We start from the raw sequence: 13,048 nt of genomic DNA on the forward strand, positions 1-13,048 counted from the left end.
GGGGCGCACATGAAGGCAAGCTGGATATTCTCGGCCAACGACGTGGTGATCAACCTGGGGGTCATCACCGCCGGCGCCCTGGTCGCGTGGACCGGTTCCAATTATCCGGATCTGATTATCGGCACCATCGCGGGGGGCATTGTACTTAACGGTGCCAGACGCATTTTGGCGTTGAAGGGTTAAATAATGCTCATTATTGGCAAAAAGCTCTCGCCGTATGCCCTATTGTCCATATCGGGCCTGCTGGCAGCGTCTGATCAGGCTGTAAAGTGGCTGGTGCAGCAATCAATGGCCTATGGCGAGTATGTTTCGGTGACCCCGTTCTTTAACTGGGTGCACCTATGGAACACCGGTGCCGCATTCAGTCTTTTTGCGAATGGTGGAGGCTGGCAGCGCTACTTTTTTATCGGAATCGCGGTAGTGGTCTCGATTTTTCTGATCAAGCTGATCCTTGAAAATCGTCATAAAGGAGAAGCCATCGCTTACAGTCTTATCCTCGGTGGCGCCATGGGCAACCTGATTGACCGGGTCTTTCGCGGCTATGTTGTGGATTCCTTTGATTTCTATTGGCGAGACTGGCATTGGCCGGCCTTCAACCTGGCTGATATTGCAATTGTCCTCGGTGCCTTACTTTTCGTTTCCAGCAGCTTGTTGGGTAAAAAAGCAAACACCAATGCCGAGCCGGATGGATCTGACTGACACCTACGCCTATACAATTCCGCGCCTTCCGGGGTGAAGGCGGCATCGAGCGGAATTTCTTTGCAGCATACGCAGCAGGTGGTGCAACTGGCAGTGTTCGGGGCGTTTGCGTTCATGGTGGTACTCCTCCAGATTGGTAGCGAAGCTCAAAGCTGCCCACTCTCGGCTGGCTGGGAAGCGGTCATGATCTTCCCTTGAAGGCCCGCAGCAGCCGCGTCACAGACAGGACAAACAAGCCGGTCAGCGTGAGGGCTGCAATACCCCAGTGCTCCCCGATGAACGCGCCGGCCGTCGTGCCGGCTAGCACAATGGCGAGAATCGGCAAATGGCAGGGACAGGTGAGCACGGCCAGCGCGCCCCACAAGTAGCCGGTGATCGGTTTGTGCGTCTCAGACGGCAAGTGCTCTGGGCTGTTCATGGCAGACTCTCCGCGTGCTGTGCCGGTTCGGTTGGCATGGCGGCCAGTTGCATTTCGAGGCTGGCCAGGGCCTCGCGCCGACGCTCGACGAGTTGCCGCAACACGGCAAGCTGCGCAGACGCACCGTCACCGTCCGCAGCATCCAGCGCCCGGCACAGCCGCGCCAGTGCGTCCAGGCCGATACCCGCTTCGAAGGCAGCCCGTACAAAGCGCAGCCGTTGCAACGCGGTGTCATCGAACAAGCCGTAGCCGCCCGTGGTGCACGCGACCGGCCGTAGCAATCCGCGCAGCAGGTAGTCGCGCACGATATGCACGCTCACCTCGGCATCAAGGGCCAGCCGGGACCCTGTGTAGGCGCTCATTGAACACCTCCTTTTCCTCATCCGGCGCAGCACGAAAGCTGCTTCACGTCCTTGCTGAAGGTCTGCGCCGCGAGCTTCAGCCCTTCGACCATGGTCAGGTAGGGGAACAATTGGTCGGCCAGTTCCTGCACGGTCATACGGTTGCGAATGGCGAGCACCGCCGTCTGGATCAGTTCACCCGCTTCCGGGGCCACCGCTTGCACGCCGATGAGCCGTCCGCTACCTTCCTCGATGACCAGCTTGATGAAGCCGCGTGTGTCGAAGTTGGCAAGCGCACGCGGCACGTTGTCCAAGGTCAAGGTGCGACTGTCGGTCTCGATCCCGTCGTGATGTGCTTCCGCCTCGCTGTAGCCCACGGTGGCGACCTGCGGGTCGGTGAACACCACGGCCGGCATTGCGGTCAGGTCCAGGGCCGCATCGCCGCCAGTCATGTTGATCGCAGCACGGGTGCCGGCCGCTGCCGCCACATAGACGAACTGAGGCTGGTCGGTGCAGTCGCCAGCCGCATAAATGTGTGGCGTACTGGTGCGCATGCCCTTGTCGATGACGATGGCCCCCTGCGCATTGGCAGCGACTCCCGCCGCTTCCAATGCCAGGCTGCGCGTGTTCGGTGCCCTGCCAGTGGCGACCAGCAGCTGGTCGGCGCGTATTTCACCGTACCCGGTGGTCAGCACGAATTCGCCGTCAACATGCGCGACCTGGCTGGCTTGCGTGTGTTCCAATACCTTGATCCCTTCGGCACGGAACGCGGCTGTAACGGCCTCGCCAATGGCAGGGTCCTCGCTCGCAAACAACGTGCGCCGCGCCAGGATCGTGACTTCGCTGCCCAGCCGTGCAAACGCCTGCGCCAGTTCCAGCGCTACTACTGAGGCACCGATTACTGCGAGCCGTTTCGGAATGGTCTCGCTAACCAGCGCTTCGGTGGAAGTCCAATAGGGGGTTTCTGCAAGACCAGGCAACGGCGGAATGGCTGCGCTCGCGCCGGTAGCAATGAGACAGCGGTCAAACGCCACTTCGTGCCAGTCCCCTTCTGCAGCTTCCACGATAAGCGTGTGGCCATCCTTGAAACGGGCGCTGCCTCGTACCAGATTGATTGACGGATTGCTTTCGAGGATGCTTTCATATTTGGCAATTCGCAGCTCGTCCACGCGCGCCTGTTGCTGGACAAGCAAACGGTCACGCGAGACAACAGGCGGCGTCGCAGTGAGCCCCACGTCAAAAGGACTTTCACGGCGCAGATGAGCGATATGGGCTGCCCGAATCATGATCTTGGAGGGAACGCAACCCACGTTGACGCAGGTGCCGCCGATAGTCCCGCGCTCGATCAGCGTGACCCGGGCACCGTTTTCCGCCGCTTTGAGCGCAGCCGCCACAGCGGCTCCGCCGCTACCGATAACCGCCACATGTAACTGACCGGCCAGCTCCTCCACCGCGCGGTCACCGCTCAGCCACTGGGCGGCTCTGCCAAGAAGTCCTGGCCGTTCAGCACTGCGCCTTTTGCTTTCCACTTCGTCTGCAGGCTTAGCACGATAACCAAGTGCCCCCACTGCCGTCACGAGTGCCGATACGTCAAGCCTATTGCCCGTGACCTGCGCCCTGTTCGCCGGATAATCGACAGACGCTCGTATCACGCCGGGAACCGCCAGCAGCGCGTCCTCAACGTGCTTTGTGCAACTTGGGCAAGTCATGCCCGCCACGCTCAGACCAACTTCGTTTAATTCTTGCATTTTGCTCTCTCTTTCATCCGTTATGCCCAAGCCGACTCGTACAACGCCTCGGTAACTGGATCAGTTTTTCGCATCAGCGAACAGGCTCCGTACGTCATTTACAGGTTGTGCACGGAATGACTGACAGTAGAATCGCCAGAACAACATCTCTATCTGGCTCTGGCGACGCCGCCGTCATTTGATGCCTTATTTCTTCAGTTCAGAAGGGTAGCCCACGTCCGTCGTCGCCTTGATCAACTCATGCACACTGGTCTTGGTATCATCGAAGGTGACAACCGCTTCGCGTGGTTCGAAGGTAACGTCAACTTTATCAACGCCTTCAATCCTGGAAATCGCCATTTTGACGGTGATCGGGCAAGTCGCGCAGGACATTCCGGGAACGGACAACGTGACCGTCTGCGTGGCGGCCCAGGCAGGGACAGCGAAGGTAGCGGCAAGGGCAAGAGCGGTAAGCAGTTTTTTCATGATTTTTCCTCAATTAGTAGAACAGGGGCATTACATACGGGAACGTTAGTGCAACGACAACTAGCGCAGCCACAATCCAAAAGATGACTTTGTACGACGTCTTGGCTTGTGGGGCAGCGCATACATCGCCAGGCTCGCATGCTTGCGTAGTCCGGAAGATGCGGCGGTAGGCAAAGAACATTGCTATCAATGCCGCACCGAGAAAGATGGGGCGGTAAGGTTCCAATGCCGCCAAGTTACTCATCCAAGCGCCGCTGAATCCCAAGGCGATCAAAACCAGCGGCCCCAGGCAGCAGGCCGACGCAAGAATGGCGGCCAGCCCACCGGCGAAGAGCGCGCCGCGCCCGTTTTGTGGTTCAGACTTTTGTGGTTCAGACATACGCTTGTCCTTTCAAATTTGGTTTGGATAGCTTAAGCTTACTTCCGTAGTTATGTACGGAGTCAAGCGATATGCAAATTAATTTTGAGAATCTGACCATTGGCGTTTTTGCCAAGGCGGCCGGGGTCAATGTGGAGACCATCCGGTTCTACCAGCGCAAGGGCCTGCTGCCGGAGCCAGACAAGCCCTATGGCAGCATTCGCCGCTATGGCGAGGCGGATGTAACACGAGTGCGGTTCGTGAAATCGGCCCAGCGGCTGGGCTTTAGCCTGGACGAAATCGCCGAGCTACTGCGGCTGGAGGATGGCACCCATTGCGAGGAAGCCAGCGGCCTGGCCGAGCACAAGCTCAAGGATGTGCGCGAGAAGATGGCCGACTTGGCACGCATGGAGGCCGTGCTGTCTGAACTGGTGTGCGCCTGCCATGCGCGGAAAGGGAACGTTTCCTGCCCGCTGATTGCGTCACTGCAAGACGGAACGAAGCTCGCTGCATCGGCGCGGGGGAGTCACGGGGTGACTACGCCTTAGCGTGCTTTATTTTCCGAATTCTGAGACGACCCCTGAATGTTGCAGGCAAACCATACAGTCGAGATGTCATCATTAGCGCTGTACGAGACGCCCACAGAACACCGATTCAATTAGAAGTTGAGCAAGACAAACAACGACGCTTTGTGACGATAAATTATAAAGGCACGCTTCGATATCCAAAGCTGGAAAGGGTGGAGAAAGTCCATGATGGGTTGTCGACGTTTTTGGAGCCACTGACTACCGAAAACAAACTGAATTAATCGCTTATTGTAAATAAGCTCTGCATTTGTATCTGATACTCAGAGTATAACCGGTGTCACGAGAGAAGAGTGCCGAGAGAAATTTGGCGCATCCCCTGAGTGCAATATTGCGGGTAAAAAAATGAAGTGGACTGACGAGCTTACATACTTTACCCGAGCCAGATTGGATAGTGTCATTAAGAAGTACTCCACATAAATTAGCTCTAATCCCTCAACTTGGCCTCGGCTACATCTGTAGTGGTCAACTAATTTTGGCCACATCTTTATAGCCAAGCCAATATCTGCGCTCGGTTTCGTTTGGAGCCAAACCACCGTTTTCTTTACACTCCTGGCCGACACTCAAATCAACTCACTTCAACCTCAAAACGTGTAAATAAATTCTGTAAAGAAATCTATGTAAAGGTTAGGTACCTTTTCTATGCGTTTGAGCTAAAATCACAGGAGGTGGGTCTGTTGTCAGAGGTGTGCAATGATTGTTGGTTATGCCCGGGTGAGTACTCAAGACCAATCACTTGATCTCCAGAGCGATGCATTAAGAACGGCCAGCTGTGATGAAATTTTCAGTGAGAAGATCACTGGTAAGCAACGAGAGCGGCCTGAATTGCAAAACTGCCTGCGGATGCTTCGTAAAGGTGATGTACTGGTTGTTTGGAAACTCGACCGCCTGGCACGCTCACTCAAAGATCTGGTAGAACTCATTACTGAGCTTGAAGCAAAGCAGGTAGGCTTTCGTTCTATTACCGAGGCTATCGATACCACTACCGCGGGCGGCAAGTTAGTGTTCCATATATTTGGTGCATTGGCAGAATTTGAACACAACCTGATCCGCGAACGCACACTGGCTGGTTTAGCTGCTGCAAGAGCGAGAGGACGCAAGGGTGGGCGCAAACCCTCTATGAGCCATTCCGATATCCAGAAGGCGGCGGCAATGTTGTTGGATCCTAAGATAACGAAGACCGAGGTTGCAAAGCACTTTGGTATTAGCAGAGTAACGTTAAATAATTCACTCATGCGAGAAAAAATTTCTAATTGATGGATTATCGGCGACTTAAAATCAACACTCTCTTAAAAACGAATCTCTAGCCCCTCTAAAAAAATATATTTCTAATAAATTTTTGAGAGGAAAGCTTGAATTAACATCTGAGAGCATGTTAGTTTAAATTTTAGTCCGTTTTAGTAAGACTTGAATTTGTAATTTAAGCTAAAATAGCTTTGAGAAATAGCTAAAACAGATTAAAATACGCGCGCCAAAAAAAAGGAACCGTCATGAGCTTTAAAGATTTGAGAAAACTCTCCGAAACCAAAGAGCAGAAAGAGAAAGCTGCACTGGGCTTTGAGAATCGTCTTAAGGCCTATGAGAAAAAGTTCGTTGAAGAGTCTAAGCAGTTGGCTCCGTCAGAAAAATTTTACTCGAGAAGCTACAATCTATAGTAGTTTGAACGAGCCAAAAGAGGCAGCATAGGCTGCCTTTTTTTATACTCAAATTTTAAATGAGGGTTAAGAATGCATTCACCTTTTCTAATCTGTCAGTTTGCAAAAGAGACTTTAAGCAATCTTGTTCGTGAGCGATTTGGTGACAACTTCCCTGATATTGTAAAAAAGCAGCAAGTTGGATTTATATACAACTATTTAAAAGAACTTAACGCAACATCCATTCTATTAGAATCTGAATATGTAGATAGAGATTATCTTGAGGATTACTCAAGGTACTATGTGAAATGTTTTAATCGCTATGGTGAACGATGCGCTCGTTTGCATTTTTTTTCTAGCGAAATACTCCACTCTCAAATCGAAAAAGGGTTAATGCAGGATCCTAAAAATCTCGAAAGTGAATTGCAAAATAGCTATCTCGGTTTTATGGTTATTAAACCTTTGCCAAAAACATTCATCGGTAAGACCTGCTTGAAGGTATATCCAAGAGTATGTGAGGATAAAAATAAATTTATTTTACACAAGCCCTACAATGTAAACTTATTTGGCTTAAAGCTCTCTGTAAACTCAATTCCTTTCCAAGAGCAAGATAAAGTTGTATCTGCATGTGCAACAACAGCTATTTGGAGCTTACTTCACGCCCAAAAGCATACCGACAGATATGGAGTACCGTCATCAAGCGAAATTACACTGTCTGCTATCAATCATATAGATAACTCATCAAACAGCTTCCCAAATAAAGGGTTGTCTAATAAACAAATACTAAGAGCAATTGATGTTCAGAGCTACAGAAATCATAAATTCGATTTCGATAAAATTGGAAATAATAAAAATAGGTATAGCCCAGGTAAATTTTTTGAGATATTAAAGCCATACTTGGATAGTGGGATACCGATGCTGTTAGGTTGTGATGTCTATTCTAAATCTGAGTCAAATTCTGAATCAGGATATTCTTTTGATGGTAGTCATGCGGTTACAATTCTTGGTTACAAAAATTCACCAGATGAGAAGGCTATATACATCCATGATGATCGGTTCGGTCCATATGCAAAAGCAATAATTCATACTAACGAAAAAAAATTTAGCTTTTCTGACCCAGAAGGAGTCATTATTTTTCCTTCTATTTTTATAACCCTGCATCATAAGAACCAAGAAGGTCATTGGTCTGAGCCTATTGAAATGCTTGTTCCAGACAGTTTAATTATCCCAACAAATCCAAAAATTAGGTTACCATTAAACAAGATAATTAACACTTGTGACATTATTGCTGAAGAGTTTTCTCATTACTATATGCAGACTCACTCTAGGGAAGAAAAAATATCTTTTGACATTAAGTTAATTACATTAGCGGAATTCAGGGACAGAATTATTTCTGATGCACGCATAGATAATAGGTACGAAATACTAACAAAAAATTCTCCTCGATTTCTGTGGGTTGCACGGTTTTTTGGGGATGGAAGTTCGCACTCAATATTTGAAATAGCTTTTGACGCAACTGATATACCTCAAGGTGAGGCTATTGCTCACTTAGTAGTTTTGGAGAAAGAGGACTTCGAAATTGTCAAAAATGTCGTACTGAACTTAAAGGAAGGAAGTATTATTCCGGCCAATAGTGTGGATAATTTCTTTCCCAACTTTGTTCGCTATTTGCAACCTGAAATTCCTAAATTTGAAGAGTACTTAAATAAAACTTATGGGGCAGCAAGAGCTCCATTGCGGCTTAAGCCAGAGGAGACTCTTAATGGTCAACTACATACTCAATCCAGTAATTTAAGAAAAATATTTTTTGGGCGAAGCTCCCCGTTAATTCAGCAGGAGTTTCCAGACCTAGGGGTTGGGCAGCATTTGATCTGGGCGATAAGCATAGAAGGAGCACTTCTAATTGGACATGAAGTAGGAGAGCTCGGGCATCCCACTTTAACTGGGTATAAATTTGCTAGGATTTCAGGTGAGTTACACAGAACTACTGACGGATGGGCTATTAATGCTAAATCAGGAAGATACAGTGGCGACTATTTAAATCAAAATGAACTACTAAGTAACGCGAGGCTCAAGTTCATGGAAGTATTTTATGAAGAAAAGAACATGGAGTGCAGTTTTTACATGAACTAAGCCAGATTTAGCATGTTGAGTGTAATAATCCGAACTTAGTGCCGCTCCGGCAGGAGCGAGTAGAGTGTGCATTCAAGACTTTGGAGTTTACCATCAAGGCATGCGCAGAATGACTATTCTGAGAACTGACATAGAAAGGGGGCTCGACGAACTCATATCTCAAGAAGAGGGTATGAGGTTTCAGGGGCTGGCGGTCGCGCTGGGCAAGAACCGTTGGCCTGAGCTAACTGCTCGCCAGCGCAAAAAGGATCTCGGCCTTGATGCTTACATCCCAGCCAGTTTAACGCATGACAGGATTGGCAAAGGACTCGCTGCCTCAATCACGCCAACGCTGAAGAAGATTTCAGATGACGTAGAAACTGCCAAGAAACATTTTCAAGATCTCGGAATGCTACTCTTCGTAACCCCAGCTAAGATCGGTAATGCTTACCGTAAGTTATGGGAAGAGACTATTTCAGAAAAGTACGGCGTTGTACTTCATATTATCGAGCGGGAAGACATCATCATAGAGATGTTGAGACCGGAAAATAAGTCGCTCTTGCCAAGCTTTCTCAACATCTATGTTGATAATGAACCATCTATTACTGATCTAAATGTCAGAACAAAAAAGGCCGCCAGCAACACCGTACAACGCTGGCTAGAAAAGACAAAAGGAATATCTCTTATCGATCTGAGTGCTGTGAGGCTTGAAGCAAATGGCACCGAGTCTACAGATGTTATGTCGCTTGAGCATATCGGCCTGCTGCTATCACAGTGCACCTGTCTTTTTCTCGAAGCGCCGGCTGGCGGGGGAAAGACCACTACGCTTGCACAATTAGCTCTCAGAATGCTTAATTGTACAACACCTTTTATTATCGAGTTATCCGCATGGATGTCTTCTGGCCGGAGTATCTTCGACTACATTGCATGCAATCCCTCATTTTTAGCTGAGCGACTTACTGCATCTGATCTCGCACGCGTTCAGCAGGTTGAACCTTTCGTATTTTTATTGAACGGTTGGAATGAAGTCGCTGAATCGCATGTGTCCCAGGTGAACAGTGCAGTTCGCGAACTTCAGCGTGATTTTCCTAATACAGGGATTATTATCACTACACGCACGCACCATTTAATGCCTCCGCTATCTGGTGCCGTAAGACTGAAATTGTTGCGAATTCAGCCAGCTCAAAGAGCTAGTTACATAGAGTCCCGCCTTGGTCAGCTTTACTCTGTGTTTAAACACCGTATTAATATTGATCCCGTATTAGATGATTTAACTAGAACACCACTTGTTCTATCAGAAGTTGCCTCATTGTTAGAAGCTGGTATAGAGATTCCGTCAACCAAAAATGGTATTGTCGAGAAAGTTCTCCAATTGCATGAGCAAATGAACGAACACAGAAACGCACTTCAAACAGCCCCCATTTTTGGTGAGCATGTAGAGTACTTAAAAGCTCTCGCGTTTGAGATGACACGTTGCGGCAATGTAATATTATCAGAGAACGATGCGCGTGGTGTTGTCGCAGCTGTTTCAAGAGCACTTACGGAGCGCGGACGAATAGAGCAAGTTGCTGCTCCACGGGTTCTGGCAACTCTTGCAGCCCATCATGTTCTGGAGCATATTGAATATCCTCACAAGGCCTATCGGTTCGGCCATCAGCAATTGCAAGAACATTACGCTGCGAAAGAACTCCATTCACGAATCTTTGACTTTCAGAGTAACAGCGAGTCTTACACTAACTTTATTGATGACTACATTAACGTTTCGAAATGGGCCGAGCCATTACGTATGCTTGCTGCGATGTTTTCCGAGCCGGCGGGTGACAGCGAATTAACTCAGAAAAACACATATGCAGGTAGAGCTCTGGTTGAGATGGCTCTTGAAGTCGATGTTGTTTTTGCAGCTGAGCTCTCGCAGCTTTGTGGGCCGGTTATTTGGGGTGAAGTGCGCGGTTCAGTTAATCACGGTATCCGAGCGGTTTACGATAGCCACAACGGTAGCTTTCGGCAGTATGCTATTGCAGCAATGTTAGCTACAGGGAAGACTGATTTCAGTGATATCCTTTTACCGCTTTTGTCGGCTGAAGATCAACAAACTCGGCTTAGCACCTATCGGCTCTGGCCAGATATTCAAGCTGTGTCAGTTGGCGAAAACTGGTCTGAACTGGTTCAAAATTGGAGAGAAGAAGCCCGCCAGGATTTCGTTTCTGAAATCCTTCATCATCGCTTCGACAGCAAGGTTGCGACTTTTGCTGCTGAAGATCGCAGCATTGCTGTGAAGAAAGCGGCGGTCTCCGGATTAATATGGACTGGATCTGACGATGCACTGATCCCTATTCTTGAGTCGATGGATGAACAGGCATTTGACGAGGTCGGGCGCGAGTATGCTGAACGTATGCCGTCAGTTTTCAGAACCAGAATCATTGCAGCAATTCGAAAGGTCGTCGACACAACTGAAGACAACTACGCCCGTTTGCGGAATCTACTCTACTTAATAGAGTTAGCTGAAACAGTTGAAGATGGTGTTGTTAAAAATGTATTGTCCGCAATTAAAAGAGAGAACTTGCGAGACTTGGAGTTCAACTACATAAAACCGGCTCTTGAGCTTTTGCACCAAACGGATCCTGTATGGGTAGGCGAATGGGTCGCTATGCAAATGGCTGAAGGCGCGCTTTACGAGCGAGAACTCTGGTTTTCATTCTTAACTGATCTTCCCGAAGAAGTGAGTGAAAAATACATTCAGCTGCTTGAAACTAAAGATCCTGATGGGGGGAGCTGTAACAGCTTAATAGCCGTTATCGCTGCACTTACAGACACCAAACTTGCTGAACGAATGTTTAAGAGACTGTGTGAGCTTCAACGAGATGTTGAGAGTAAAGGAACCAAATCGAAGACGATGCACCGGATAGAATCCGTATTCAACCGACTCCCTTGTGACATAACCATGACAGGTATTATATCTTCCCAAATAAGTGATAACCTCCCCGATATTAAAGCTACTACTTCGCTTCTCAGCAACATCTTTAACTCAAATGCTCGGGGGTTGAACATTGCGGATAATGCTTTGAAAGCGAGCCTCCGTGACTACCTTAAAAATAGTATCGATATTATTCTGCGCATTGAAGACTTCTCTGGAGAGGAAAAAGCCAATCTGGCTTCAGCGATCGCATTGATTGGGAAGCCTGAAGATCTGATTGATCTGATCAGGCTTCTCCGAGCAGATATTGAACGGGTGCGCCGAGGTCGAGCTGCGCGTGCAGCTGGGGATCATGGTCCTCTTGGCAATAGTGGCGCGATAAGTTGTGCTCGTCGGCACATCAACGCTCTAACACATATTGATTCTCCAAACACCATTCAGGCGCTCATTGACCTTTTGCCAGAGCCTGAATATTGTGTCGAAGTAGCGGAGGCAATGGCATGCGACTTTGCTCTAAAGCCGGAGAATCCTTTTGCCCAAGCGTTCCACTATGATTTGATCTGGGAGGCACGTGCCCAACAGGCCAAACGGACTAGTGACAATCACCGGTATAGCAAGTTTAAAACTGCACTCTGTACTGAAATCAGCCGTCGGATTGAGCTAAATGACGAAGGGAAGCACATTGCAGGGTTAAAAGAGCTGGCAAAAGCACTCTCGGCAATTGACGGTTATGGCTCTGCTAAAGTAATACTAGATGTTATTTCTACCCCTGGGATGTGGGACCATTATATATGCTTGGAAACCGCAGAGCGGCTACTAATGTCAGGGGTCATCTTTCCTACCGCAGTCGCATTCACACTAATTGATTCTGTCTTGGATCGAATTACGAGATGGAAGCAAAATGGAGATGAACGACTTTTAACGCGGGCGATGATAATTTGTCTGTTCGTCGAAACTCCAGAAGTAGGCGTCGCTAAAATACGCGAAGTGCTTGACCAAAGAAGATTGATAGGACATGAGCTTCGAGAGCTCATTGTCGCTCTTGGTGAGAGCAAATCCGACTCAGCCGTTACCCTGTTATACGATTTGGCATGTGATTCAAAGATTTTCAGGCAGTTCGAACAATACTTCATCAATTCTTTCGCCATTCTTGATACACAACATGCTCGTGAACTTCTCTTAAGCTTTGTAGATTCAGATATAAAAGGTTTTGAGCCGCAATATCGCCTTCAACGCCATGATGCTTTGGTTTTCCGTTTAAAGGAATTAACTAAAGGTAGAGCAGAAATCCTTTCGCGTCTTATAGACTTATGCCAACGAGATTTACCCGAGCCAAACCGGCAAATTTTGTCGAAAGTTATGGCGTCGATTGAAACGTTCGAAGCGCAGCAAGCTAATCTTTACTTGATCAACGACGCTAGAGACATACCAGTCCCTCAGGGGATTTTGGATCAATTCAAATCAGCGTTTATTGAGCGTCGGCCCTATGAGCAGAGTTCGGGAATGTTCACATTGCACTCGCGTCAATCAAATGAGCTTCGGGCCTTACTTTTTAGGATTGCAGTTAAGGACAAAAAAAGACAAAAGTCGGCGTATAAACTTCTAGGCCAAATAGAATGTTGGCGTTTGGAGTTTGGGAGGCCAATAGATGAGCAGCGACATCCTGATTTGAAGTCTGGCTTGTCATGGCCGTGTTAGTAATTTTGGCTTAGAAAACAACCTTCAATTGATCTCAAACTTGGCGTAGCATGGCCGTAGCTTGGTTTTATTTTTTA

At 48.4% G+C, this 13,048-nt stretch carries 11 protein-coding genes and 2 pseudogenes; 7 read left to right on the plus strand and 6 right to left on the minus strand.

Annotated features, from left to right (window positions below; genetic code table 11):
• Positions 1-183, plus strand: a pseudogene (locus MN199_RS12710) (cation transporter); the annotation flags it as partial.
• Positions 184-186: 3 nt separating this feature from the next.
• Positions 187-699 (plus strand): signal peptidase II, encoded by a 513-nt coding sequence (lspA, locus tag MN199_RS12715; protein WP_004863699.1) that lies wholly within the window; start codon positions 187-189, stop codon positions 697-699.
• Between the two features lie 11 nt (positions 700-710).
• Here lspA and MN199_RS12720 read toward each other — a convergent pair.
• From MN199_RS12720 to merT, 6 genes and pseudogenes are all read right to left on the minus strand, one after another.
• A pseudogene (locus MN199_RS12720) lies at positions 711-815 on the minus strand (DUF3330 domain-containing protein); the annotation flags it as partial.
• A gap of 65 nt (positions 816-880) precedes the next feature.
• On the minus strand, positions 881-1,117 hold the full coding sequence (gene merE, locus MN199_RS12725) for a broad-spectrum mercury transporter MerE (protein WP_001087807.1): 237 nt from the start codon (positions 1,115-1,117) through the stop codon (positions 881-883).
• Positions 1,114-1,479 (minus strand): mercury resistance co-regulator MerD, encoded by a 366-nt coding sequence (merD, locus tag MN199_RS12730; RefSeq protein WP_335739676.1) that lies wholly within the window; start codon positions 1,477-1,479, stop codon positions 1,114-1,116. The genes merE and merD overlap by 4 nt, the downstream gene beginning before the upstream one ends.
• A 17-nt stretch (positions 1,480-1,496) precedes the next feature.
• Positions 1,497-3,206, minus strand: a complete 1,710-nt coding sequence (gene merA, locus MN199_RS12735; RefSeq protein WP_001157002.1) for a mercury(II) reductase — start codon at positions 3,204-3,206, stop codon at positions 1,497-1,499.
• Between the two features lie 186 nt (positions 3,207-3,392).
• A complete protein-coding gene (gene merP / locus MN199_RS12740; protein WP_008950835.1) occupies positions 3,393-3,671 on the minus strand; it encodes a mercury resistance system periplasmic binding protein MerP in 279 nt (92 codons plus the stop codon).
• Positions 3,672-3,684: 13 nt separating this feature from the next.
• A complete protein-coding gene (merT, locus tag MN199_RS12745; protein WP_008985551.1) occupies positions 3,685-4,050 on the minus strand; it encodes a mercuric ion transporter MerT in 366 nt (121 codons plus the stop codon).
• 71 nt (positions 4,051-4,121) lie between these two features.
• On the opposite strand from merT, the gene merR reads away from it, so the two are divergent.
• The 5 genes from merR to MN199_RS12770 all read left to right on the plus strand — a co-directional run bounded on the left by merR (position 4,122) and on the right by MN199_RS12770 (position 12,971).
• Positions 4,122-4,577, plus strand: coding sequence for an Hg(II)-responsive transcriptional regulator (merR, locus tag MN199_RS12750; protein WP_001166628.1), 456 nt, complete (start codon positions 4,122-4,124; stop codon positions 4,575-4,577).
• Positions 4,578-5,306: 729 nt separating this feature from the next.
• A complete protein-coding gene (locus MN199_RS12755) occupies positions 5,307-5,870 on the plus strand; it encodes a recombinase family protein (RefSeq protein ID WP_335739677.1) in 564 nt (187 codons plus the stop codon).
• Between the two features lie 233 nt (positions 5,871-6,103).
• Positions 6,104-6,268 carry a hypothetical protein gene (locus tag MN199_RS12760; RefSeq protein ID WP_261259883.1) on the plus strand — a complete coding sequence of 55 codons (165 nt, stop codon included), beginning with the start codon at positions 6,104-6,106 and terminating at the stop codon, positions 6,266-6,268.
• Positions 6,269-6,340: 72 nt separating this feature from the next.
• Positions 6,341-8,380, plus strand: coding sequence for a hypothetical protein (locus MN199_RS12765; protein WP_261259882.1), 2,040 nt, complete (start codon positions 6,341-6,343; stop codon positions 8,378-8,380).
• Positions 8,381-8,489: 109 nt separating this feature from the next.
• The gene (locus tag MN199_RS12770; RefSeq protein ID WP_261259881.1) at positions 8,490-12,971 is read left to right on the plus strand and encodes an NACHT domain-containing protein; all 4,482 of its coding nucleotides are present in this window, start codon (positions 8,490-8,492) and stop codon (positions 12,969-12,971) included.
• Positions 12,972-13,048: the final 77 nt, after the last annotated feature.

This window comes from Rheinheimera metallidurans, from assembly GCF_036983985.1.
GTDB classification, from domain to species: domain Bacteria; phylum Pseudomonadota; class Gammaproteobacteria; order Enterobacterales; family Alteromonadaceae; genus Alishewanella; species Alishewanella metallidurans.